Origin of the sequence: Zobellella denitrificans, from assembly GCF_002407485.1 — a bacterium.
GTDB lineage: Bacteria > Pseudomonadota > Gammaproteobacteria > Enterobacterales > Aeromonadaceae > Oceanimonas > Oceanimonas denitrificans.
In genome coordinates this window covers 2,754,069-2,777,171 of sequence record NZ_CP012621.1, presented here as the reverse complement: position 1 = coordinate 2,777,171, position 23,103 = coordinate 2,754,069, and the positions used below count along the sequence as shown (strand labels likewise).

The following is a 23,103-nucleotide window of genomic DNA, read 5'->3' as shown; positions in this document are numbered from 1 at the left end:
TTGCCTGGTCCCCGGTCTTCAGCCTCAGGGCTGGTGGTGCAGCAGCACGAACTTGTCCCACAGCTGTTCCTCGCTTTCCCGGTGCTCGGGATCCTCGATGATGCAATCGATGGGACAGACGCTGATGCAGGTCGGTTTGTCGTAATGGCCCACGCACTCGGTGCACAGGGCCGGGTCTATCTCGTAGATCTCCGGGCCGAAGGAAATGGCGCCATTTGGACACTCCGGTTCGCACATGTCGCAGTTGATGCACTTGTCGGTGATAAGTAGCGCCATGGTGTAATGCTCTTGTTGACCTGGGTGGCTGATAAGGGGTGAACGGGGCGGATTCTAGCATTTTTTGCCGCCGGCGGGGGCTCTTTGTCGTGTGGACGGCCGGCCTCAGGCTCAACTGGCGACAGGCGTGGCCCGGCTTGCCAATCCCCGGCGGTCAACGCACAATAGCGGCTACCCTCCGATACATGAGAGACCCTATCTATGGAATTGGCTGACTACCGGCGGGAATACCTGCAGGGCGGTTTGCGCCGCAAAGATCTGCCGGCAGAGCCCCTCAGGCTGTTCGAAACCTGGATGAAACAGGCCATCGCCGCCGGCCTGGCCGATCCCACCGCCATGGTGGTGGCCACGGTGGACGAACGGGGACAACCCTTCCAGCGCATCGTGCTGCTCAAGCACGCGGACGAACGGGGCTTTGTGTTCTACACCAACATGGGCAGCCGCAAGGCGGGCCAACTGGCCCGAAATCCCCGCATCAGCCTGCTGTTTCCCTGGCACAGCCTGGAACGGCAGGTGCATATCACCGGCCAGGTCGAAAAACTGTCCACGGTCGAGGTAATGAAGTACTTCAGCAGCCGGCCCAAGGACAGCCAGATCGGCGCCTGGGTATCGCAGCAGTCTTCCCGTATTTCCGCCCGTGGCCTGTTGGAAGCCAAGTTCCTGGAAATGAAGCAGAAATTTGCCAGCGGCGAGGTGCCCCTGCCGAGCTTCTGGGGCGGCTTCCGGGTGCACTTCGACAGTGTCGAGTTCTGGCAGGGCGGAGCCAACCGCCTGCACGACCGTTTTCTCTATCAACGCAGCGGCGACGGCTGGACCATAGATAGACTGGCGCCATAGGAGTCCTTATGCTGATATTCAGAACCGAACGTCCCGGTGACGGCGACGATATCGACGAAGTGGTGTATGCCGCCTTCGACCGGCCGGCCGAAGCGGATCTGGTATTGGCATTGCGCGAGCAGGGCGCCATCAGCGTCAGCCAGGTGGCCGAATACGAAGGTGCCGTTATCGGCCATCTGGCCATGAGCCCGGTGCTGATCGACGGCGAGGACCTGGGCTGGCTGGGGCTGGCGCCGGTGAGCGTCTGGCCCGACTGCCAGCGCCAGGGGGTGGGCTCGGAGATGATCAAGGAGGCGATCAACGCCGCCAACGAGCTGGACTGGGCCGGCATAGTGGTGCTGGGCGATCCGGCCTTTTACGGCCGTTTTGGCTTCAGGCCGGCGCGTGAGCTGCAATTGCACAGCATCTACCCGGATGCAGGCGATGCCTTTATGGCGTTGCCCCTGAAGCAGCCCCCGCCCAAGGGACTGGTGACCTATCATCCCGCCTTCGACGAGCTGTCGTAAGCCGGTAAGGTGCCAGGAGTTGGATGTGAGGCGTAAAGAAGAATAGGCTGTTCACGCCTCACGCCTCACGCCTCACGCCTCACGCCTCACGCCTCACGCCTCACGCCTCATTCCTCTTCATCTTCCTCAAAGTACCAGTAACCCTGGTTGACCAGCGGCAGCAGCACTTCCAGCAACACCTTGGGATCCTTCAGACAGGCCACTTCCGGGCCGCAGATGCGGGCCTGGTCGCACAGCAGGGCGATGGCGTCCGCATCGGGCTCGGCCAGTTGGTAGCGATCGCCGTCCAGGTAGAACAGCTGCTCGCTGCCTTCGTGATAAAAGCAGCGCACGCCGCCCAGGCGATAGAGGTGATCGCCGTGATCCAGGCGCAGCACCAGCTCCTCCAGGCTGTAGGCCGGCTCGGCCGGCTCCAGATCCAGATCGTGCTTGGCTTCCGACATCATCTCGCCGAACCAGTCGGCCAGGCGGGCCGGGTCATCCAGCAGCTCCGTCATCAGCGCCTTGACCTGGGCCAGGGCGGTGGCATCGATACGGCCGTGGGCCCGTGCCGGCGCCATGCCCGCATCGTCGAAGCGACGGCTGGTCGTCTCGTGGGCCAGCAGGTGGTCGGCGAAGCTCGAGATCAGATCCCGGGCGTCGGGGGCGCGAAAGCCCACCGAATAGTTGAGCGCCGGCGTCACCGCATAACCTTCGTGGGGGCAGCCGGGGGGGATATAGAGGATGTCGCCGGGCTCCAGCACCTCGTCGATCTCCGCCTCGAAGGCTTCGCAATGGCGCAGGGCGCCGTGGGCGGCAAACTCCTTCAGGCGTTGCTGTTTGCCCACCCGCCAGTGGCGACGGCCTTCACCCTGGATGATAAAGACGCCGTACTGATCGATATGGGGGCCGACACCGCCGCCCGGGGTGGAGAAGCTCACCATGACGTCGTCGAAGCGCCAGCCGGGGATAAAGCGGAATTCCTCGGCGATGTCCTGCACCGCCGGATGCCACTGGTTGACCGCCTGTACCAGCAGGGTCCAGTCTTTTTCGCCCAGGTGATCGTAGCTGTCGAAGGGGCCGGTCTCCGCCTGCCAGCGCCCGGCTTCGCGCCATACCCGGCGGGACTCGATGTGTGGCTCCAGTGCCAGTCCGGCCAGCTCGTCCGGGCTGAGCGGATCCTCGAAACCGGGCAGGCCGGCCTTGATCAGCAACGGCCGGCGTTGCCAGTCGTGGGCGAGAAAGTGTTCTATATCCAGTTTGAGTGCGCTGTGCATGGGGGCCTGCCGGAGTGGGAAGGATGCTTAAAGAATAGCGAAGTATTATGCCAAGGCGCGGCGGGGAAGGGAATGATGGTGAGGGGTGAGGGGTGAGGGGTGAGGGGTGAGGATTACGCCTCACCCCTGTCACCTAACCCATTACGCTGTTACTTCAGCTCGTCGGTCAGTTTGACGGCGCGGCCGATGTAGTTGGCCGGGGTCAGCTTTTTAAGCTCGGCCTTCACCGGCTCGGGCAGTTCCAGGCCGTCGATAAAGGCGCGCATGCCCTCGGCGTCCACCCGCTTGCCGCGGGTTAGCTCCTTGAGCTTCTCGTAGGGCTTTTCGATACCGTAGCGGCGCATCACCGTCTGCACCGGCTCGGCCAGCACTTCCCAGTTCTGATCCAGATCGTCGGCCAGCGCCTGGGGGTTGGCTTCCAGCTTGCTGATGCCCTTGAGGGTGGCCTGGTAGGCGATAAGCGAATAGCCCACCGCCACGCCCAGGTTGCGCAGCACCGTGCTGTCGGTCAGATCCCGCTGCCAGCGGGAGATGGGCAGCTTGGCGGCCAGGTGGTTGAACACGGCGTTGGCCAGGCCCAGGTTGCCTTCGGAGTTTTCGAAGTCGATGGGGTTGACCTTGTGCGGCATGGTGCTGGAGCCGATTTCACCGGCCACGGTACGCTGCTTGAAGTAGCCCACGGAGATGTAGCCCCAGATATCCCGATCGAAGTCGATGAGGATGGTGTTGAAGCGGGCCAGGGCGTCGAACAGCTCGGCAATGTAGTCGTGGGGCTCGATCTGGGTGGTGTAGGGGTTCCAGGTCAGACCCAGGCGGGTGACGAAGCGCTCGGCGAAGGTGTGCCAGTCCACTTCCGGATAGGCGGACATATGGGCGTTGTAGTTGCCCACGGCGCCGTTGATCTTGGCCAGCAGCTCCACCGCCAGGATCTGCTTGAACTGGCGCTCCAGCCGGTAGGCCACGTTGGCCATTTCCTTGCCCAGGGTGGTGGGCGAGGCGGGCTGACCGTGGGTGCGGCTCAGCATGGGCACGTCCCGGTACTGGCGGGCCAGCTGCTTGACCGCATCGATAAGCTCACGGCAGTAGGGGGCGATCACTTCTTCCCGGGCGGCCTTCAGCATCAGGGCGTGGGCGTTGTTGTTGATGTCCTCGCTGGTGCAGGCGAAGTGGATGAACTCGCTCACCGCCGCCAGCTCGGGCAGGGCCTCGACCTTTTCCTTCAGGAAGTATTCCACCGCCTTCACGTCATGGTTGGTGGTGCGCTCGATGTCCTTGATGCGCTGGCCGTCGGCCTCGTTGAACTCGGCGACAATGCGGTCGAGCAGGGCATTGGCCTCGGCGGACAGGGCGGGCACCTCGGTGATTTCAGCATGCTCGGCCAGGGCCTGCAGCCAGCGGACTTCCACTTCCACGCGGAAACGCAACAGACCGAACTCGGAAAAAATGGCGCGCAGCGCCTCAGTTTTGCTGCCGTAACGGCCATCGACCGGGGAAATGGCCGTTAATGCTGACAATTCCATGAACAAGGACTCCTGAAGGTTGGGGGGTAACTAAGGATAGCTTAATAGCGCAGCGCGGCCTGGGCCTGGGCCACCAGCCGCTTGCGCGAAAACAGGATATGGCGGCGCTTGCCGCCGAGCTGGCGCCACAGCACCGCGCTGCGGATGCCGGCCAGCAGCAGGGCGCGGATCTGGTGCTGCACCAGGGGCTGCTGCAGGTAGCCGGGGTTGCCCGCCACCTGGATGCGCGGCCCCAGGGGGCTGATGATGTCGCTGTAGATGCTCGCCAGGTTGGCCAGCACCTGCTCGTCGAGCAGCTCGAAGTGGTGCAGCTGGCGCTTGACCTGGCTGATGCGCTCGCCCAGCATGGACAGCAGGTCGCGGCGGCGGGCCAGCTTGCGCTCCAGCGCCACCAGGCCCACCAGGTAGCGGGTGAGTTCGGCGTTTTTCTGGGCGCTGTCGGTGCTCAATTGTTCTATCAGGGTCTGGTAGCCCAGATGCAACTGGGGATGACCGCCGTAAATGTCTTCCGAGCGCTCGGCATCGGTGACCAGAATGCTGTTGAGGGTGGCCTTGAACACCTCTTTATCTTCAATGCTGCCCTGGCGGGCCACCTGCTGCACCAGGCTGACCGCCTGGCAGATGCCGGCGAAGGCCAGGGTTTGATTTTCCAGACTCTTGCTCACGCTTGCTCCTGACTGAATCGGGTTTCGATGATGCCACCGCCCAGGCAGACCTCGCCCTGGTAGAATACGGCGGACTGTCCCGGCGTCACCGCGGCCTGGGGGCTGTCGAAGGTCACCCTGATGGTGTCGGCGTCCACCGGCTCCACCAGGCAGGGAATGTCGGCCTGGCGGTAGCGGGTTTTCACCGTACAGCGCATGGGGGCCGTGACCGGCTGGCGGTCCACCCAGTGCAGCTGGCGGGCGATAAGGCCATGGGAATAGAGACGGGGATGATCGCCCTGGGCCACCACCAGCACGTTGCGCTCCAGATCCTTGTCCACCACATACCAGGGATCGTCGGTGGCGTTTTTGAGGCCGCCGATGCCAAGGCCCTTGCGCTGGCCCAGGGTGTGGTACATCAGCCCCTGGTGCGTGCCGATGACCTCGCCGGCCACGGTTTCAATGTTGCCCGGCTGGGCGGGCAGGTAGCGGGCCAGAAAGTCGCGGAATTTGCGCTCGCCGATAAAGCAGATGCCGGTGGAGTCCTTCTTCTTGGCGGTCACCAGGCCGAGCTGTTCGGCGATGCGGCGCACCTCGGGCTTTTCCAGCTCGCCCACCGGGAACAGGCTCTTGGCCACCTGCCGGGAGCTCAGGGTATAGAGGAAGTAGCTCTGATCCTTGTTGCCGTCGAGGCCGCGCAGCAGTTTGGGCTGGTCGTCGAAGCTGCGGCGCACGTAGTGGCCGGTGGCGATATAGTCGGCGCCCAGATCCTCGGCGGCGAATTCCAGGAAGGCCTTGAACTTGATTTCCTTGTTGCACAGGATGTCCGGGTTGGGCGTGCGCCCGGCCTGGTACTCGGCCAGGAAGTGCTCGAACACGTTGTCCCAGTACTCGGCGGCGAAGTTGATGGTGTGAAGCTCGATGCCGAGCTTGTCGCACACCGCCTGGGCATCGCGCAGATCCTCGGCGGCGGAGCAGTACTCGTCGGTGTCGTCTTCTTCCCAGTTCTTCATGAACAGGCCTTCCACCTGGTAGCCCTGCTGTTGCAGCAGCCAGGCCGACACCGAGGAATCCACACCGCCGGACATGCCGACAATCACTTTTAGCTGACTGTTATCGCTCATACGCGCCCGTTACCTGTTAGCAAAACGGGCGGCATTTTACCAGACAAATGCCGCCAGGGGGAGGCGTTGTGACGTAAGGGGGGAGGCGCACCCCTCACGCCTCACGCCTCACCCCTTACCCCTCACGCTCTTCAACGCGTCCAGCGGAAAGCGTGCCCCGGCCAGGTAATCCCGGAACGAGGCGAGAATAAGCGGGCTGCGCAGCTGGCTGCCCAGGGCCTCGATCTCGGCCAGGGTCAGCCAGTGGCAGCGGATGATGTCGCCGTCCGGATCCTGGGGATGGGTGGCCAGCGGCTCGGCCACCTCCACACAGAAGGTAAAGCGCACGAAGTGCTTGCCGCTGTCCGGCGCCTGGTACTGGTAGATGCCCACCGCCTGCTCGATGGGCAGGGCAAGGCCGGTTTCTTCCAGCAATTCGCGGCGGGCGCCGGCCAGCAGATCCTCGCCCGGCTCCAGGTGGCCGGCGGGCTGGTTGAACATGATGCGCCCCTGCTGCCACTCTTCCACCATCAAAAAGCGCTCGCCGGCACGCACTATCACCGCCAGGGTGACCGCATGGCTCATAGCTGCCTCCATTGTCCGGGCTGCAGCTCGCCCAGGGTCCAGTCGCCCATGGCATAGCGGATCAGGCGCAGGGTGGGAAAGCCGATATGGGCGGTCATGCGCCGCACCTGGCGGTTGCGTCCCTCGGTGATTTTGATCTCCAGCCAGCTGGTGGGAATGGCCTGGCGCTCGCGGATGGGCGGCACCCGCGGCCATACCGCGGGCTCGGCCATCAACCGGACCCTGGCCGGCAGGGTGGGGCCGTCGTTCAATTCCACCCCCTGGCGCAGACGTTCGAGGTCCGCGTCGGTGGGCACACCCTCCACCTGCACCCAATAGGTCTTTTCGGTCTTGCGTCCGGGTTGGGTCAGGCGGGCGTTGAGGGCGCCGTCGTTGGTCAGCACCAGCAGGCCCTCGCTGTCCCGGTCCAGCCGGCCGGCGGCGTAGACACCGGGCACGTCCACATAGTCGGCCAGGGTCTGACGGCCATCGCCGTCGGTAAACTGGCACAGCACCATATAGGGCTTGTTGAACAGCAGCGTGGTCGGCGGCCCGGCCGGCGGCCTGTTAGACTTTGGTCGGGGTGCGGGACGGGGTCTTCTGGTCTTCATGGTGAAAATGCTTGATGAAACAGGGGGTTCAGCATAACAGAGTGCGCCCCGGCCGGCGAATGACAGGTCCCCGGAACTGTGACTGGGCCAATATTAATAGCCGGATCTTTAACCTATGATGCCAGGGCCTATGTGGCGTGCGGTGCGTCCAATGGAGCGCGGCCCACCCGCCTGCGCTCCGGTAATAATTCAATATCAACAAGCCAGGAGAAAGCCATGACATCAAAAGTGACGGTGCCAACGGACGGACAAAAGATCACCCTGGATGCCGACGGCAAGCTGGTGGTCCCCCGGGATCCCATCATTCCCTTTATCGAAGGCGACGGCATCGGGGTGGACATCACCCCGGCGATGCTGCGGGTGGTGGATGCGGCCGTGGCCAAGGCCTACGGCGGCGAGCGCAAGATCAGCTGGATGGAGATCTACACCGGCGAAAAATCCACCCGGGTTTATGGCGAGAACACCTGGCTGCCGGAAGAAACCCTCGACTTTATCCGCGACTATCATGTGGCGATCAAGGGGCCGCTGACCACCCCGGTGGGCGGAGGCATCCGCTCGCTCAACGTGGCCCTGCGCCAGGAGCTGGACCTTTATGTCTGCCTGCGCCCGGTGCGTTATTACCAGGGTACCCCCAGCCCGCTGAAACAGCCCGAACTCACCGACATGGTGATCTTCCGCGAGAACAGCGAAGACATCTACGCCGGTATCGAATGGAAGGCCGGCAGCCCCGAGGCCCAAAAGGTCATCGACTTCCTGCGCGATGAGATGGGAGTGCAGAAAATCCGCTTCCCCGAGGATTGCGGCATCGGTATCAAGCCTGCCTCCCGCGAAGGCAGCCGCCGCCTGGTGCGGGCCGCCCTGCAGTACGCGGTCGACAACAACCGCGACTCGGTCACCCTGGTGCACAAGGGCAATATCATGAAGTTCACCGAAGGCGCCTTCAAGGACTGGGGCTACGAGCTGGCGCGGGAGGAATTCGGGGCAGAACTTATCGACGGCGGCCCCTGGTGCGCCTTCAAGAACCCGAACAACGGCCGGGAGATCGTGGTCAAGGACGTGATCGCCGACGCCTTTCTGCAGCAGATCCTGTTGCGTCCGGCCGAGTATGACGTGATCGCCTGCATGAACCTCAACGGCGACTATATCTCCGACGCCCTGGCGGCCCAGGTGGGCGGTATCGGCATCGCCCCCGGCGCCAATATCGGCGACGGAGTGGCGCTGTTCGAGGCTACCCACGGCACCGCGCCCAAGTACGCGGGGCAGGACAAGGTCAACCCGGGCTCGCTTATCCTTTCCGCCGAGATGATGTTGCGCCACCTGGGCTGGGTGGAAGCCGCCGATCTCATCATCAAGGGCATGGAAGGGGCCATCGCCAACAAGACGGTCACCTACGACTTCGAGCGGCTGATGGAAGGCGCCATCCTGCGCAAGTGCTCGGAATTCGCCGAGGACATAGTGGTGAATATGTAAAGAGGGGGCGTACGCCTCTATAGCCGAGGGTTTGCACGGGGCATTGGGGCGCGGGCGGCCCGCCCGCATGGGTGTCATGCCGTGGTGTGGGTGTGGCATTGGGTCTGTAGGGTCGAATTTATTCGACCGTTGGGGTATGACGCCGTGGCTTGGGTGTGGCGTTTGGTCGACTGAAGTCGACCCAACAGACACCTCCGTCCGTAGGGTCCACTTCAGTGGACCGTCCCGCCACCGGCGCCGTGGTCCGGTCGAATAAATTCGACCCTACGGTTTAGCGGTTCCCGCTTCGCGGAAAAGCAGGCGAGCCGCCTGCGCTCCAGGGGACGGCGTACGCCTCTATAGCCGAGGGTTTGCACGGGGCATTGGGGCGCGGGCGGCCCGCCCGCATGGGTGTCATGCCGTGGTGTGGGTGTGGCATTGGGTCTGTAGGGTCGAATTTATTCGACCGTTGGGGTATGACGCCGTGGCTTGGGTGTGGCATTGGGTCTGTAGGGTCGAATTTATTCGACCGTTGGGGGTTACGCCTGTGGCTTGGGTGTGGCGTTTGGTCGACTGAAGTCGACCCAACAGACACCTCCGTCCGTAGGGTCCACTTCAGTGGACCGTCCCGCCACCGGCGCCGTGGTCCGGTCGAATAAATTCGACCCTACGGTTTAGCGGTTCCCGCTGTGCGGGAAAGCAGGCGAGCCGCCTGCGCTCCAGGGTACGGCGTACGCCGCTATAGCCGAGGTTTTGCACGGTTCATTGGGGCGCGGGCGGCCCGCCCGCATGGGTGTCATGCCGTGGTGTGGGTGTGGCATTGGGTCTGTAGGGTCGAATTTATTCGACCGTTGGGGGTTACGCCTGTGGCTTGGGTGTGGCGTTTGGTCGACTGAAGTCGACCAAACGGTTTAGCGGTTCCCGCTTCGCGGGAAGGCAGGTGAGCCGCCTGCGCTCCAGGGGACGGCGTACGCCTTCAAGGCTGAAAAAAGCTGGAGACATGTTGGTCGTTGGCTAAGCAGCCTCACGCCTCACGCCTTGATAATACGCGGCAGATGGTCGTCCTTGCGCAGGGTCAGCACTTCGCAGCCGTCCTCGGTCACCAGTATGGTGTGCTCGTACTGGGCCGACAGGCTGCGGTCCTTGGTCACCACGGTCCAGCCATCGCCCAGCATCTTGCTGTGGCGTTTGCCCACGTTGATCATCGGCTCTATGGTCAGGCACATGCCGGCCTGCAGCACTTCGCCGGTGCCCGGCTTGCCGTAGTGCAGCACCTGGGGCTCCTCGTGGAACTCACGGCCGATGCCGTGGCCGCAGTATTCCCGTACCACCGAGTAGTGGTGGGCTTCCGCATGCTGCTGGATGGCGGCGCCGATGTCGCCCAGGCGCACCCCGTGCTTCACCATCTTGATGCCGAGTTCCATGCATTCCTGGGTCACCCGGCACAACCGCTCGGCCATGATGCTGGGCTTGCCCACAAAAAACATCCTGGAGGTATCGCCGTGGTAGCCGTCCTTGATCACCGTGATGTCGATATTGATGATGTCGCCGTCCTTCAGTTTCTTGTCGGACGGAATGCCGTGGCAGATCACATGGTTGACCGAGGTACAGATGGACTTGGGAAAGCCGTGGTAGTTGAGCGGCGCCGGAATCGCCTGCTGTTCGTTGACGATATAGTCATGGCAAATCTGGTTCAGCTCGTCGGTGGTGACGCCGGCCTTGACGTAAGGCTCGATCATTTCCAGCACCTCGGCGGCCAGGCGGCCGGCCACGCGCATCTTTTCTATTTCTTCCGGGGTTTTTATGACTATGCTCATTAAACTCGTCTCTGTGATGTGGGTGCCCGGTTTTGTCGCATCCGTGTCGCTCGGGGCGGCTGTCGGCCATGCCGTTGAAGGGGCAAAAGTGTAACCGCAAGCGGGTTCAACTTCTAGTGGCGGTCTTGCCTTGCCTCGCGCTCGTACTGGCGCGCGGCGCACTTTCATGGTATAAAGCGCGCCGTGACAGCCATGCCTGCCGGTTTGGCCGCTCACGACACATTCACTTTTTAACACACACACACATCGGCACATGCTCCAGGGTGCCTTCGGGTCGGAGCCATGGGATGTGTGGAGGCCTAACCCAATACACTATTTAGAGGAAATCATGGCACAAGTTTCTATGCGCGACATGCTGAAAGCCGGCGTTCACTTCGGTCACCAGACCCGTTTCTGGAACCCCAAGATGAAGCCCTTTATTTTCGGCGCCAGCAACCGGGTTCACATCATCAACCTGGAAAAAACAGTACCTATGTTCAACGACGCCCTGAACTACCTGGGCAGCGTTGCCTCCCGCAAGGGCAAGATCCTGTTTGTTGGTACCAAGCGCGCAGCCTCTGAAGCCGTTAAAGAAGCCGCTACCAAGTGTGATCAGTTCTATGTCAACCACCGCTGGCTGGGTGGCATGCTGACCAACTGGAAAACCGTACGTCAATCCATCAGCCGCCTGAAAGAGCTGGAAACCCAGTCTCAAGACGGCACCTTCGACAAGCTGACCAAGAAAGAGGCGCTGATGCGTACTCGCGAAATGGAGAAGCTGGAGAAGTCCCTGGGCGGTATCAAGGACATGGGCGGTCTGCCCGACGTACTGTTCGTCATCGACGCCGATCACGAACACATCGCCATCAAGGAAGCCAACAACCTGGGCATTCCTGTGGTTGCGGTAGTGGACACCAACTCTAACCCGGACGGCATCGACTACATCGTTCCCGGTAACGATGACGCCATCCGCGCCGTTCAGCTGTACCTGAACGCCGCTGCTGACGCCGTGACCACCGCCCGTGCGCAAGACTTGGCCGTGCAAGCCGAAGACAACTACGTCGTTGAAGAATAATAAAGTCTGAGCGAAGAGCTCGAGCCTTTATTAACCATACGCAAGTAATGGGTTAACGGGGGCCTTGTGCCCCTGTTTTCTTGTAGACCAAGACCGAGGATATTAGAGATGGCAAATATTTCCGCCGCCCTGGTAAAAGAACTGCGTGAGCGCACTGGCGCCGGCATGATGGATTGTAAAAAAGCCCTGATCGAAGCCAATGGCGACATCGAGAAGGCCATCGAAGACATGCGCAAGTCCGGCCAGGCCAAAGCCGCCAAGAAAGCCGGCCGCATCGCCGCCGAAGGCGTCATCCTGGTGCGCCAGGCTGGTAACACCGCCGTGATGATCGAACTGAACAGCGAAACCGACTTCGTTGCCAAGGACGCCGGCTTCCGCGCCTTCGGCGAGAAAGTGGCCGACATCGCCCTGGCCAACAAGATCAACGATCTGGACGCCCTGAAGGCTGCCGAGTTCGAGAATGGCGAGAGCGTGGAAACCACCCTCACCAACCTGATCGCCAAGATCGGCGAGAACATGAGCCTGCGCCGCATCGTGCTGGTGGAAGGCGACAACCTGACCACCTACCTGCACGGCACCCGCATCGGCGTTATCGTCAACCTGAAAGGCGGTGACGAAGAAGTGGCCAAAGACGTGGCCATGCACGTGGCTGCCTGCAGCCCGCAGTTCGTCAAGCCCGAAGACGTGTCCGACGAAGTGGTGGCCAAAGAGCGCGAAATCCAGGTGGACATCGCCGTCAACTCCGGCAAGCCGAAAGACATCGCCGAGAAGATGGTTGAAGGCCGCATGAAGAAGTTCACCGGCGAGATCTCCCTCACCGGTCAGCCCTTCGTCAAGGATCCGTCCGTCTCCGTTGCCGACGTACTGAAGCAGAAAGGCGCCGACGCCCTGGGCTTCGTCCGCTTCGAAGTGGGTGAAGGCATCGAGCGTAAAGAAGAAGACTTCGCCGCCGAAGTTCAGGCGCAAATCGCCGCCGCCAAGGGTTAATTCCCGCCATTTAGTGCTATCCAGACCGCGACACCCGTCGCGGTCTTTCTATGACCAGGAATAGAAAAGCATGAGTACCAATCCCAAACCCGCATACAGACGCATTCTTCTCAAACTCAGCGGCGAAGCGCTGCAAGGAGAGGAAGGCTTTGGTATCGACCCCGCCGTACTGGAGCGTATGGCGCAGGAAATCAAGGAACTGGTTGAATTGGGCGTTCAGGTCGGCCTGGTGATCGGCGGCGGCAACCTGTTCCGTGGTGCGGGCCTGGCCAAGGCGGGAATGAACCGCGTGGTGGGCGACCACATGGGTATGTTGGCGACCGTGATGAACGGACTGGCCATGCGTGATGCCCTGCACCGTGCTTATGTGAATGCTCGCCTGATGTCCGCCATTACCCTGGAAGGCATGTGCGACAGCTACAACTGGGCGGAAGCCATCAGCCTGCTGCGCAAGGGGCGGGTGGTGATCTTCTCCGCCGGCACCGGCAACCCCTTCTTCACCACCGACTCCGCCGCCTGCCTGCGCGGCATCGAAATCGAGGCCGACGTGGTACTCAAGGCCACCAAGGTTGACGGCGTGTTCAGCGAAGATCCCATGAAGAACCCCGAGGCGGAGCTGTTCCACCATCTCGACTACAGCGACGTGCTGGAAAAGGAGCTCAAGGTGATGGATCTGGCCGCCTTTACCCTGGCGCGGGATCACAACCTGCCGATCCGGGTCTTTAATATGAATAAGCCGGGTGCGCTGCGCCGCGCCGTGATGGGGGAAACCGAAGGCACCCTTATCTGCCGCAAGTAACTCTGTGGAGTGAGGTGTCAGGCGGGAGGCGTGAGGCGAATTTCCCCTCGCACTTCATGTTGCTCCTCACGCCTCACGCCTGACACTTCACCCAGGACCAAAGAGGATAACGACTGTGATTAACGACATTAAGAACGACGCCAAGGTGCGGATGGAAAAAAGCGTGGAAGCGCTGAAAACCCAGATGAACAAGGTGCGCACCGGCCGGGCCCATCCCAGCCTGCTCGACACCATCTACGTGGACTACTACGGCAGCTCCACCCCGCTCAAGCAGGTGGGCAACATCACCACCGAAGACTCCCGTACCCTGGCGGTGACGGTGTTCGACCGCTCCATGATCCAGGCGGTGGAAAAGGCCATCATGAGTTCCGACCTGGGCCTGAACCCTTCCAGCGCCGGTACCACCATCCGCATTCCGCTGCCGCCGCTGAACGAAGAGCGCCGCAAGGATCTGATCAAGGTGGTCCGTCATGAAGCCGAACAGGGCCGGGTGGCCATCCGCAACATCCGTCGCGATGCCAACGGTGATCTGAAAGCGCTGTTGAAAGAGAAGGAAATTTCCGAGGACGACGACCGCCGCGCCCAGGACGATATCCAGAAACTGACCGATCTCTACATCAAGCAGGTGGACGAAGCCCTCGCCGCCAAAGAGAAAGAGTTAATGGAAATCTGATACTTACATCAGGTATAGTAGCCGACGCCGTGTAGCTGCCTGCACGGCGTTTGTCTTTGTGCAGGAGTGATTCAATGCCAACCACGGCAGCATTCAAGGAGCCATCCCAGCTACCCCGCCACGTCGCCATCATCATGGACGGCAACGGCCGTTGGGCCGAGCAGCGCGGCAAGTTCCGGGTAAGCGGCCACAAGGCCGGGGTCAAGGCGGTGCGCGAGGCGGTCACCTTTGCCTACAAGCTCGGCCTCGATGCCCTCACCCTGTTCGCCTTTTCCAGCGAGAACTGGCGCCGCCCGGAAGAGGAAGTCAGCGCCCTGATGGGCCTCTTTATCGCCGTATTGGGTTCCGAGGTGCGCAAGCTGCACCGCAACAATATCCGCCTGCGCATCATCGGCGAGCGCGGTGCCTTCAGCGACCACCTGCAGCGCAAGATTGCCGATGCCGAGGCCTTGACCGCAGCCAATACCGGCCTGACCCTCAATATCGCCGCCAATTACGGCGGGCGCTGGGACATCGCCCAGGCGGCGCGCCGCCTGGCTGAACGGGTGGCCGCCGGCGAGCTGGCCCCGGGCGACATTACCGAACAACAGCTGGACGCGCACATGCAACTGGCCGATCTGGCACCGGTGGATCTGCTGATCCGCACCGGGGGCGAGCAGCGCATCAGCAACTTTTTGCTTTGGCAACTGGCCTATGCCGAGTTGTATTTCACCCCCGTGCTCTGGCCCGACTTCGGCGAGGAGTCGTTCAGCGAGGCGGTGGCCGCCTTCGTGGAGCGGGAGCGTCGCTTCGGCTGCACCGGGGCGCAGATCCGTGCCCTGGTGGCGGAGCGCGAGGCGTGAGGCTGGCGGGAATCCGAGAGTAGGGTCGAATTTATTCGACCGGGTGCGGCACCGTGGCTGGGACGGTCGATTGAAATTTCAATAAGAGAGGATATTGCTTGCTGAAGCTTAGAATCATAACGGCCCTGTGCCTGATCCCCCTGGTGCTGGCCGCCATTTTCCTGTTGCCGCTGCCGTTCTTCGCCCTGTTCGCCACCGGTGTCTTCCTGCTGGCCGGCCGGGAATGGGGGCGCTTTATCGATGTCCGCAAGGCCAATGTGGTGATGGTTTCCCTGGCCCTGGTCCTGATCGCCCTGATGGCGTCGGTCCCCATCGCGCAGATCTGGGCCGCCGGGCTGCACCCCTGGGTGGCGGCGGTACTCTATGGCGGCGCCCTGTGGTGGCTGCTGGCCCTGGGATTGGTGCTGGCCTATCCCCGCTCCGCCGCCCTCTGGCGCGATCACCTCTGGCTGAAGGCGCTGTTCGCCCTGATGAGCCTGATCCCCTTCTTCTGGGCCCTGCTGGTGCTGCGCAGTTACCAGTATGAGCAGAATCCCTATTTCGGCGCCTGGCTGCTGCTGTTCGTGATGTCCCTGGTATGGGCGGCGGACACCGGCGCCTATTTCGTGGGCAAGGCCATGGGCCGCCACAAGCTGTGCCCGCGGGTCAGCCCGGGCAAAACCATCGAAGGCATGCTGGGCGGGGTGGCCGCCGCCAGCCTGCTGGCCCTGGTGGTGACCCAGGCCCTGGGCCTGCCGTGGCGGGAAAGCGGCGTCCTGCTGCTGGCCTCGGTGGTGGCGGTGTTCGCCTCGGTGCTGGGCGATCTGGTGGAGAGCATGTTCAAGCGGGAGGCCGGCATCAAGGATTCCGGCCAGATACTGCCGGGCCATGGCGGCATCATGGATCGAATTGACAGTCTTACCGCCGCCTTGCCGGTCTTTATTGTAGTTGTGCAGTTGATGGGGCGGGGCTGAGCATGGAAAGGCTGACCATACTGGGTGCCACCGGCTCCATCGGCCAGAGCACCCTGGGCGTGGTGCGGCGCCATCCGGCGCGGTTCTCGGTATTCGCGCTCACCGCCAGCCGGCAGGTGGACAGGATGCTGGCCGACTGCCTGGAGTTCGGTCCCCGCTACGCGGTGATGGCCGACGAGCAGGCGGCGTGCGAACTGCGTCGCCGGCTGGCGGAGCTGGGCTCCTCCACCCAGGTGCTGAGCGGGCCCGCGGCCCTGTGCGAGGTGGCGGCGGAGCCCGAGGTCGGCTGCGTGATGGCGGCCATTGTCGGTGCCGCCGGCCTGCTGCCCACCCTGGCGGCGGTGCGGGCCGGCAAGCGGGTGCTGCTGGCCAACAAGGAAGCGCTGGTGATGAGCGGCGAACTGTTCATCGAGGCGGTGCACCGGCACGGGGCCCGGTTGCTGCCGGTGGACAGCGAACACAACGCCATCTTCCAGTGCCTGCCGGCCGAGTTGCAGCAAACGCCGGGACGGGGCAGCCTGAGGGAGGCCGGCATCGGCAAGATACTGCTCACCGGCTCCGGCGGGCCTTTCCGCTACACGCCGCTGGCGGAACTGGCGGCGGTGACCCCGGCCCAGGCGGTGGCGCATCCCAACTGGTCGATGGGGCCCAAGATTTCGGTGGACTCGGCCACCATGATGAACAAGGGGCTGGAATACATAGAGGCGCGCTGGCTGTTCAATGCCCCGCCCGAACAACTGGAGGTGCTGGTGCATCCCCAGTCGGTGATCCATTCGATGGTGCAGTACTCGGACGGTTCCGTCTTGGCCCAGCTGGGCCAGCCGGATATGATGACCCCCATCGCCCATGCCCTGGGCTGGCCGGAGCGCATCAGCTCGGGGGTGGCGCCGCTGGACTTCTGCCGCCTGGGGGAGCTGACCTTTATGGCGCCGGACATGGCCCGGTATCCCTGCCTGCGGCTCGCCATCGAGGCCTGCGCGGCGGGGCAGGGCGCCACCACGGCGCTCAATGCCGCCAACGAAGAGGCGGTGGCCGCCTTCCTGGCCGGCGGGCTGGACTATATGGGCATAGCGGCGGTAAATGAAACGGTGGTGCAAAACCTGGGGCTGACCAGGGTAGGCAGCCTGGACGACATCCTCGCGCTGGATGACCAGGCCCGTCGTAGTGCAACAGAGATAATCAGGAGACGGTGATGACAGGCGTATTGTGGAACCTGGGCGCCTTTATCGTCGCCCTCGGCATCCTGGTGGCGGTGCATGAGTTCGGCCACTTCTGGGTGGCCCGGCGCAACGGGGTGAAGGTAGAGCGATTTTCCATCGGCTTCGGCAAGCCGATCTGGCGCCGTATGGGCAAGGATGGCACCGAGTACGTGGTGGCCATGATCCCGCTCGGCGGTTATGTGAAGATGCTGGATGGCCGGGTGGACGAGATCCCACCCGAGCAGCGCCACCAGGCGTTCGACAGCAAGTCGGTATGGGCGCGGATGGCGATAGTGGTGGCCGGGCCCATGGCCAATTTCCTGTTTGCGGTGTTCGCCTTCTGGCTGATGTTCATGATAGGGGTGCCGGCGGTCAAGCCGGTGCTGAACGAGGTAACGCCCGGCTCGCCGGCGGCCCAGGGCGGCCTGGCCCCGGGCATGGAAATCGTGGCCATCGACGGCAAGCGCGTCCGTACCTGGGAAGACGTGAATTTCGCCCTGATCGGCCGCCTGGGGGAATCCCAGACCCGTTTCGAGGCCGAAGACGGCTACGGCCAGCGCCGGGAATACCGGATACCGCTTGAGCAGTGGCAGTTCAACCCGGACGAAACCTCGCCCATCGCCGCCCTGGGACTGGTGCCGGTGGGGCCGGAGCTGACCCTGACCGTGGCCGAGGTGGTGAGCGGCGGGCCGGCGGCCCTGGCCGGGGTTCAACCCGGCGATACCCTGCAGGCGCTGGACGGTGAACCCCTGGCACACTGGAACCAGGTGGTGGAGCTGATCCAGGCTGCTCCCGAGCAGCCGATGGAACTCTTGTTGAATCGTGAAGGTCAGACAGTGGGTTTGACCCTGACCCCGGAGCGGCGGGAAAGCCGGGAGCGGGTGATCGGCTATGCCGGCCTGGCGCCGGAGGTGCTGCCGGTGGCCGAGCAATACCGGTTCGAACTCAGCTATGGCCCGGTGGCGGCCATCGGGGCGGGCCTCCAGCGCACCTGGGAGCTGACGGTGCTCACCTTCAAGATGATCGGCAAGCTGCTTACCGGTATCGTATCGGTCGACAACCTGAGCGGCCCCATCTCCATCGCCAAGGGGGCCGGGGTCAGTGCCGAATTCGGGCTGGTGTATTTCCTTGCCTTCCTGGCGTTGGTGAGCGTGAATCTGGGCATCATCAACCTGTTGCCCTTGCCGGTGCTGGACGGTGGCCACCTGCTGTTTTATCTGGTGGAAGCGGTCACCGGGCGGCCGGTGCCGGAAAAAATACAGGAAATCGGGTTCAAGATTGGGGCTGCCCTGCTGCTGATGCTGATGGGGCTGGCGCTGTTCAATGATTTTGCTCGCCTCTAGGGCGAACGACACAAGGATAACGTCTAATAATGACAGTCAAAAAAACGCTTGTGGCCTCCTGCCTGCTGGGAGCCAGCCTGCTGGCCCAGGCACAGGGTGACATGACCCCCTTTGTGGTGCAGGACATCCAGATCAACGGCTTGCAGCGGGTCACCCTGGGGGCCGCCCTGCTCAGCCTGCCGGTGCGGGTGGGCGAGGAAGTGGACGCCGCCCGTCTGTCCGAGGCGATCAAGAGCCTCTATGCCTCCGGCAACTTCGAGGATGTTCAGCTGCTGCGCGATGGCGACGTGCTGGTGGTGCAGGTGACCGAGCGGCCCACCATCGCGGGCATCAGCTTCAGCGGCAACAAGGAAATCAAGGAAGCCCAGCTCATGGAAAGCCTCGAGGGCGCCGGGGTGCGGGTGGGCGAGCCGCTGGATCGCACCACCCTGAGCTCGCTCGAGAAGGGGCTGGAAGATTTCTATTACGGGGTGGGCAAGTACTCCGCCCAGGTCAAGGCGGTGCTGACGCCGCTGCCCCGCAACCGGGTGGATCTGAAGTTTGAATTCGTGGAAGGCCCGGCCGCCGAGATCAAGCAGATCAACATCGTCGGCAACAAGGCCTTCAGCGAAGAGCAGCTGCTGGCCCAGTTGCAGCTGTCCGACAGCGTGCCCTGGTGGAACTTTATGGCCGACCAGCGCTACCAGAAACAGAAGCTGGCCGGCGACATCGAGACCCTGCGTTCCTACTACCGGGACAGGGGCTATCTCAAGGCGGAAGTCACCTCCACCCAGGTGTCCATGTCCCCCGACCGGGAAGGGGTTTACATCACCCTGAACGTGGAGGAGGGCGAGCAGTACCGGGTGTCCGGCGTCAGCCTGCGCGGGGATCTGATCGACCGCCGCAGCGAGCTGGAGGCCCTGGTGCCGGTGCAGGCGGGGGATCTCTACTCCGCCGCCGACGTGGCCCATATGGAGGAAGTGCTGTCCAAGTTCCTGGGCCGCTTCGGCTACGCCTATCCGCGCATCAGCACCTTCCCGCAGATCGACGAAGGCACCAAACAGGTGGATCTGGTGGTCAACATCGAGCCGGGCAACCGGGTCTATGTGCGTCGCATCAACTTCAGCGGCAACATCATCACCAAGGATGAGGTGCTGCGCCGGGAGATGCGGCAGATGGAGGGCACCTGGCTGTCGAGCGAAAACGTCGAGCAGTCCCGCACCCGCCTGAACCGCCTGGGCTATTTCTCCGACGTGCAGGTGGAAACCCGCCGGGTGCCGGGTGAAGAAGACCTGGTGGATCTGGACGTGAACGTCAAGGAGCAGCCCGCCGGCTCCATCAACTTCGGCGTGGGTTACGGCACCGACTCCGGTTTCAGCATCCAGGCCGGCCTGCAGCAGGACAACTTCCTCGGCACCGGCAACCGGGTGGGCATCAACTCCCAGATGAACGACTACTCCAAGGACGTGTCCCTGGAGTACACCGACCCCTACTTCACCGTGGACGGGGTCAGCCTGGGCGGCCGCCTCTACTACCGCAAGTTCGAGGCGCGGGACGCCAACCTGGCCGACTACGACAGCACCACCTACGGCGCCCGCCTGCTCAGCGGTTTCCCCATCAACGAAACCAACAGCCTGAACTTCAGCGCCGGTTACGAGCACAACTCCCTGGGCAAGCCGGAAGACAGCTACCTGCAGCTGGACGACTTCTGGACCCTGCACGGCGCCAATGTCGACAGCAGCAACGAGATCAGCTTCAACACCTTCGACCTCAGCGCCGGCTGGACCCGCAACACCCTGAACAAGGGCTTTTTCCCCACCGCCGGCAGCCGCCAGAGCCTGAACGCCAAGGTGGCGGTGCCCGGCTCGGATCTGCAGTACTACAAGCTGAGCTTCGACGACGCCCATTACCTGCCGATCGATCGGGAGCACAACTGGGTGCTGCACGGCAAGTTCCGCGCCGCCTACGGCAACGGCTACGGCGATGCCAGCAACGGCAGCCAGCGCCTGCCCTTCTTCGAGAACTACTACGGCGGTGGTTTCAGCACCCTGCGCGGCTTCAAGAGCAACTCGGTGGGCCCCCGGGCCATATATCCCGAGGGCAGTGGTCTGCGCGGCTCCGACAGCGCCATCGGCGGCAACGCCCTGCTGGCGGGCTCGGCGGAGCTGATCGTGCCGACTCCCTTCGCCGGCGAGGATCTGCAGCGCTCGCTGCGCACCAGCCTGTTCGTGGACGTGGGGACCGTCTGGGATACCGAGTACACGGCCTACGACAGTGATTGTGTCAGCAGTTGCGAGCTGATCTACGACTTCGGCTCCCTGTCGAACTTCCGGGCCTCGACCGGGGTCAGCATGCAGTGGCTGTCGCCCCTGGGGCCGCTGGTGTTCTCCCTGGCCACCCCCATCAAGAAGGTGGAAGGGGACAAGACCGAAGTATTCAACTTCAATATCGGCCGGACCTTCTAATTCGGAGACTGTGGGGTCGACTTTATTCGACCGGGCGAGGCGTGGTGGTTGGAGTGGTCGATTGAAATCGACCCTACAGGGCCAGGCATCGGTCTTCGGCGACAGTAGGGTTGAATTTATTCGACCGGGCGAGGCGCCGGTGTTGGGAGTGGTCGATTGAAATCGACCCTAGATTAAAATATGGCTTACAAGCAGGAGTGTTATCTTGAAACAAATGATGAAAATGTTGGGTGTAATGGCGCTGGTGCTGAGCGCCGGGGTGGCCCAGGCCCAGAGCGGCAAGATCGCGGTGGTGGACACCGCCGAGGTGTTCCAGAAAATGCCCCAGCGACAGGTAGTGGCCAACCAGTTGCAGAAAGAGTTTGAAAACCGGGTCAAGGAAGTGCAGAAACTGGAAGCCGACGGCCGTACTTTTGTTGAAAAACAGCAGAAGGACATGGCCTTTATGAACGATCAGCAAAAGGCCGATGCCCAGAAAAAGCTGAACGAGATGCAGGGCGCCTATGTGCAGAAGCGCCGTTCCCTGGAAGAAGACCAGGCCCGCCGCGAGCATGAAGAGCGGCAGAAAATGCTGGCGCGCATCAAGACCGCCATCGACGAAATCACCAAGGCCCAGGGGCTGGAACTGGTGATCGAGCGCGGTGCCGCCATCTATGTATCCCCCTCGCTGGACATCACCGAGCAGGTGATCAGCAAGGTCAGCAAGTAAGAGACGGGTCAATGAACGTAACGCTGCAAGAGCTGGCCGGCCATCTGGGTGCCGAGCTGAAGGGCGATCCGGGGGTGAAGATCACCCGGGTCAACACCCTGGACAAGGCCGGCCCGGGCGAGGTGGCCTTTTTGTCGGACAGCAAGTATCGCCACCTGCTGGCCGAGACCAAGGCGGCCGCCGTGATCCTGAAAGCCGAAGACAGCGTCGCCTGCCCGGTGGCCAGCCTGGTGATGGCCGACCCTTACCTCGGCTTCGCCCTGGCCGCCCAGCGGCTGGACACCACGCCGGCGCCGGCGGTGGATATCCACCCCAGCGCCGTCATCGCGGAGGATGCCGTGCTGGGCGAGGGCGTGGCCATCGGCGCCAACGCGGTGATTGAATCGGGCGTGGTGCTGGACGCGGGGGTCATCGTCGGTCCCGGCTGCTTTGTCGGCAAAAATACCCGTCTGGGGGCCCGTACCCGGCTGTGGGCCAACGTCACCCTCTACCACAACGTGGTATTGGGCAGCGACTGCCTGGTGCAGTCGGGGGCGGTGATCGGCGCCGACGGCTTCGGTTACGCCAACAACAAGGGCGAATGGGTCAAGATCCCCCAGCTCGGCGGCGTGGTGATCGGCAACCGGGTGGAAATCGGCGCCTGCACCACCATAGACCGCGGTGCCCTGGGCGATACCCGCATCGCCGACAACGTTATCATCGACAACCAGTGCCAGATCGCCCACAACGTGGAGATCGGCTATGGTACCGCCATGGCCGGTGGTACCATCATGGCCGGTAGTCTCAAAGTCGGTAAATATTGTATCATTGGCGGCGCTTCGGTCTTCAACGGCCATATGGAGATTTGCGACGGGGTCACCATCACCGGCATGGCCATGGTGATGCGGCCCATTACCGAACCTGGCGTCTATTCCTCCGGCATACCGCTGCAGACCAACAAAGAGTGGCGCAAAACGGCGGCGCGGGTGATGCGCATCGACGACATGCACAAGCGGCTCAGCCGGCTTGAAAAACAACTAGACAAAAAAGACTAAGCGATTGGTAGGGTTACATTTTGAATAACGAACTGAATCAGTTGGATATCCAGGAGATCCTGGAACTGTTGCCGCACCGTTACCCCTTTCTGATGGTGGACCGGGTGGCCCATTATGAAATTAGCCCCGAGCGCAAGACCCTGAGAGGCATCAAGAACGTGTCTTTCAACGAGCCGATGTTCACCGGCCACTTCCCCCAGAAACCGGTGTTTCCCGGCGTGCTGATCCTGGAAGCCATGGCCCAGGCCACCGGCATACTGGCCTTCAAGATGGTCGGCAAGCCCAAACCGAACGAGCTGTACTACTTCGCCTCCATCGACAACGCCCGCTTCAAGCGCCCCGTGGTGCCGGGAGACCAGTTGATCCTGGATGTGGAATACCTGAAGGAGCGCCGCGGCATCGCCAAGTTCACCGGTGTGGCCACCGTGAACGGCGAACTGGTGTGCTCCGCCGAACTGATGTGTGCCAAACGCGAGGGTTGAG

At 62.7% G+C, this 23,103-nt stretch carries 22 protein-coding genes and 1 pseudogene; 15 read left to right on the top strand and 8 right to left on the bottom strand.

Features of this window, described 5'->3' with window-relative positions:
• Positions 1-24: 24 nt before the first annotated feature.
• Positions 25-276: a YfhL family 4Fe-4S dicluster ferredoxin gene (locus tag AN401_RS13135; RefSeq protein ID WP_096779620.1), complete on the bottom strand. Its 252-nt coding sequence runs from the start codon at positions 274-276 to the stop codon at positions 25-27.
• A 201-nt stretch (positions 277-477) separates the two neighbouring features.
• Between AN401_RS13135 and pdxH the strand changes: the two genes are divergently transcribed.
• Complete coding sequence (gene pdxH, locus AN401_RS13130; RefSeq protein ID WP_096779619.1) at positions 478-1,113, top strand: pyridoxamine 5'-phosphate oxidase; 636 nt, start codon at positions 478-480, stop codon at positions 1,111-1,113.
• Between the two features lie 14 nt (positions 1,114-1,127).
• Positions 1,128-1,619 carry a GNAT family N-acetyltransferase gene (locus AN401_RS13125; protein ID WP_176442108.1) on the top strand — a complete coding sequence of 164 codons (492 nt, stop codon included), beginning with the start codon at positions 1,128-1,130 and terminating at the stop codon, positions 1,617-1,619.
• Between the two features lie 107 nt (positions 1,620-1,726).
• Here AN401_RS13125 and AN401_RS13120 read toward each other — a convergent pair whose 3' ends face one another.
• From AN401_RS13120 to rluE, 6 genes and pseudogenes are all read right to left on the bottom strand, one after another.
• Complete coding sequence (locus AN401_RS13120; protein ID WP_094041141.1) at positions 1,727-2,875, bottom strand: ribosomal protein uL16 3-hydroxylase; 1,149 nt, start codon at positions 2,873-2,875, stop codon at positions 1,727-1,729.
• Positions 2,876-3,024: 149 nt separating this feature from the next.
• Positions 3,025-4,395, bottom strand: a complete 1,371-nt coding sequence (gene purB / locus AN401_RS13115) for an adenylosuccinate lyase (protein WP_096779618.1) — start codon at positions 4,393-4,395, stop codon at positions 3,025-3,027.
• 41 nt (positions 4,396-4,436) lie between these two features.
• Positions 4,437-5,060 (bottom strand): high frequency lysogenization protein HflD, encoded by a 624-nt coding sequence (hflD, locus tag AN401_RS13110; protein ID WP_094041143.1) that lies wholly within the window; start codon positions 5,058-5,060, stop codon positions 4,437-4,439.
• Positions 5,057-6,163, bottom strand: a complete 1,107-nt coding sequence (mnmA, locus tag AN401_RS13105) for a tRNA 2-thiouridine(34) synthase MnmA (protein WP_096779617.1) — start codon at positions 6,161-6,163, stop codon at positions 5,057-5,059. Before mnmA ends, hflD begins: the two co-directional genes overlap by 4 nt.
• 108 nt (positions 6,164-6,271) lie before the next feature.
• A complete protein-coding gene (locus tag AN401_RS13100; RefSeq protein ID WP_094040485.1) occupies positions 6,272-6,727 on the bottom strand; it encodes an NUDIX hydrolase in 456 nt (151 codons plus the stop codon).
• Positions 6,727-7,317: pseudogene (rluE, locus tag AN401_RS13095) on the bottom strand (23S rRNA pseudouridine(2457) synthase RluE); the annotation flags it as partial. The pseudogene rluE and the gene AN401_RS13100, both read right to left, overlap by 1 nt.
• Before the next feature lie 216 nt (positions 7,318-7,533).
• Here rluE and icd point away from each other — a divergent pair.
• On the top strand, positions 7,534-8,787 hold the full coding sequence (gene icd / locus AN401_RS13090; RefSeq protein ID WP_096779616.1) for an NADP-dependent isocitrate dehydrogenase: 1,254 nt from the start codon (positions 7,534-7,536) through the stop codon (positions 8,785-8,787).
• A 1,010-nt stretch (positions 8,788-9,797) separates the two neighbouring features.
• Here the strand turns inward: icd and map are convergent.
• Positions 9,798-10,583, bottom strand: coding sequence for a type I methionyl aminopeptidase (map, locus tag AN401_RS13085; protein WP_096779615.1), 786 nt, complete (start codon positions 10,581-10,583; stop codon positions 9,798-9,800).
• A gap of 328 nt (positions 10,584-10,911) precedes the next feature.
• Between map and rpsB the strand changes: the two genes are divergently transcribed.
• The 12 genes from rpsB to fabZ all read left to right on the top strand — a co-directional run bounded on the left by rpsB (position 10,912) and on the right by fabZ (position 23,102).
• Positions 10,912-11,637, top strand: a complete 726-nt coding sequence (gene rpsB, locus AN401_RS13080) for a 30S ribosomal protein S2 (protein WP_094040481.1) — start codon at positions 10,912-10,914, stop codon at positions 11,635-11,637.
• Positions 11,638-11,745: 108 nt separating this feature from the next.
• A complete protein-coding gene (gene tsf / locus AN401_RS13075) occupies positions 11,746-12,624 on the top strand; it encodes a translation elongation factor Ts (protein WP_094040480.1) in 879 nt (292 codons plus the stop codon).
• A gap of 70 nt (positions 12,625-12,694) precedes the next feature.
• Entirely contained in the window at positions 12,695-13,423 is a 729-nt protein-coding gene (gene pyrH / locus AN401_RS13070; RefSeq protein ID WP_094040479.1) for a UMP kinase, read from the top strand.
• A gap of 115 nt (positions 13,424-13,538) precedes the next feature.
• Positions 13,539-14,096, top strand: a complete 558-nt coding sequence (gene frr / locus AN401_RS13065; protein ID WP_094040478.1) for a ribosome recycling factor — start codon at positions 13,539-13,541, stop codon at positions 14,094-14,096.
• 74 nt (positions 14,097-14,170) lie between these two features.
• Positions 14,171-14,938: a polyprenyl diphosphate synthase gene (gene uppS, locus AN401_RS13060; RefSeq protein ID WP_094040477.1), complete on the top strand. Its 768-nt coding sequence runs from the start codon at positions 14,171-14,173 to the stop codon at positions 14,936-14,938.
• Between the two features lie 98 nt (positions 14,939-15,036).
• On the top strand, positions 15,037-15,891 hold the full coding sequence (locus tag AN401_RS13055; RefSeq protein ID WP_094040476.1) for a phosphatidate cytidylyltransferase: 855 nt from the start codon (positions 15,037-15,039) through the stop codon (positions 15,889-15,891).
• Between the two features lie 2 nt (positions 15,892-15,893).
• Positions 15,894-17,084 (top strand): 1-deoxy-D-xylulose-5-phosphate reductoisomerase, encoded by a 1,191-nt coding sequence (gene ispC, locus AN401_RS13050; protein WP_096779614.1) that lies wholly within the window; start codon positions 15,894-15,896, stop codon positions 17,082-17,084.
• Entirely contained in the window at positions 17,084-18,433 is a 1,350-nt protein-coding gene (gene rseP / locus AN401_RS13045; RefSeq protein WP_094040474.1) for a sigma E protease regulator RseP, read from the top strand. The genes ispC and rseP overlap by 1 nt, the downstream gene beginning before the upstream one ends.
• Positions 18,434-18,462: 29 nt before the next feature.
• Positions 18,463-20,877, top strand: a complete 2,415-nt coding sequence (bamA, locus tag AN401_RS13040; RefSeq protein WP_094040473.1) for an outer membrane protein assembly factor BamA — start codon at positions 18,463-18,465, stop codon at positions 20,875-20,877.
• 214 nt (positions 20,878-21,091) lie between these two features.
• Positions 21,092-21,586, top strand: a complete 495-nt coding sequence (locus AN401_RS13035) for an OmpH family outer membrane protein (RefSeq protein ID WP_232513311.1) — start codon at positions 21,092-21,094, stop codon at positions 21,584-21,586.
• An 11-nt stretch (positions 21,587-21,597) separates the two neighbouring features.
• Positions 21,598-22,620 (top strand): UDP-3-O-(3-hydroxymyristoyl)glucosamine N-acyltransferase, encoded by a 1,023-nt coding sequence (gene lpxD, locus AN401_RS13030; protein ID WP_096779613.1) that lies wholly within the window; start codon positions 21,598-21,600, stop codon positions 22,618-22,620.
• 20 nt (positions 22,621-22,640) lie between these two features.
• Entirely contained in the window at positions 22,641-23,102 is a 462-nt protein-coding gene (gene fabZ / locus AN401_RS13025; protein WP_094040470.1) for a 3-hydroxyacyl-ACP dehydratase FabZ, read from the top strand.
• Position 23,103: the final 1 nt, after the last annotated feature.

What these genes read in the sequence shown, in the direction of transcription:
- AN401_RS13135 (WP_096779620.1), bottom strand. Translation starts at nt 276, where the DNA reads ATGGCGCTACTTATCACCGACAAGTGCATCAACTGCGACATGTGCGAA.
- pdxH (WP_096779619.1), top strand. Translation starts at nt 478, where the DNA reads ATGGAATTGGCTGACTACCGGCGGGAATACCTGCAGGGCGGTTTGCGC.
- AN401_RS13120 (WP_094041141.1), bottom strand. Translation starts at nt 2,875, where the DNA reads ATGCACAGCGCACTCAAACTGGATATAGAACACTTTCTCGCCCACGAC.
- purB (WP_096779618.1), bottom strand. Translation starts at nt 4,395, where the DNA reads ATGGAATTGTCAGCATTAACGGCCATTTCCCCGGTCGATGGCCGTTAC.
- mnmA (WP_096779617.1), bottom strand. Translation starts at nt 6,163, where the DNA reads ATGAGCGATAACAGTCAGCTAAAAGTGATTGTCGGCATGTCCGGCGGT.
- AN401_RS13100 (WP_094040485.1), bottom strand. Translation starts at nt 6,727, where the DNA reads ATGAGCCATGCGGTCACCCTGGCGGTGATAGTGCGTGCCGGCGAGCGC.
- icd (WP_096779616.1), top strand. Translation starts at nt 7,534, where the DNA reads ATGACATCAAAAGTGACGGTGCCAACGGACGGACAAAAGATCACCCTG.
- map (WP_096779615.1), bottom strand. Translation starts at nt 10,583, where the DNA reads ATGAGCATAGTCATAAAAACCCCGGAAGAAATAGAAAAGATGCGCGTG.
- rpsB (WP_094040481.1), top strand. Translation starts at nt 10,912, where the DNA reads ATGGCACAAGTTTCTATGCGCGACATGCTGAAAGCCGGCGTTCACTTC.
- tsf (WP_094040480.1), top strand. Translation starts at nt 11,746, where the DNA reads ATGGCAAATATTTCCGCCGCCCTGGTAAAAGAACTGCGTGAGCGCACT.
- pyrH (WP_094040479.1), top strand. Translation starts at nt 12,695, where the DNA reads ATGAGTACCAATCCCAAACCCGCATACAGACGCATTCTTCTCAAACTC.
- uppS (WP_094040477.1), top strand. Translation starts at nt 14,171, where the DNA reads ATGCCAACCACGGCAGCATTCAAGGAGCCATCCCAGCTACCCCGCCAC.
- ispC (WP_096779614.1), top strand. Translation starts at nt 15,894, where the DNA reads ATGGAAAGGCTGACCATACTGGGTGCCACCGGCTCCATCGGCCAGAGC.
- rseP (WP_094040474.1), top strand. Translation starts at nt 17,084, where the DNA reads ATGACAGGCGTATTGTGGAACCTGGGCGCCTTTATCGTCGCCCTCGGC.
- bamA (WP_094040473.1), top strand. Translation starts at nt 18,463, where the DNA reads ATGACAGTCAAAAAAACGCTTGTGGCCTCCTGCCTGCTGGGAGCCAGC.
- AN401_RS13035 (WP_232513311.1), top strand. Translation starts at nt 21,092, where the DNA reads ATGATGAAAATGTTGGGTGTAATGGCGCTGGTGCTGAGCGCCGGGGTG.
- lpxD (WP_096779613.1), top strand. Translation starts at nt 21,598, where the DNA reads ATGAACGTAACGCTGCAAGAGCTGGCCGGCCATCTGGGTGCCGAGCTG.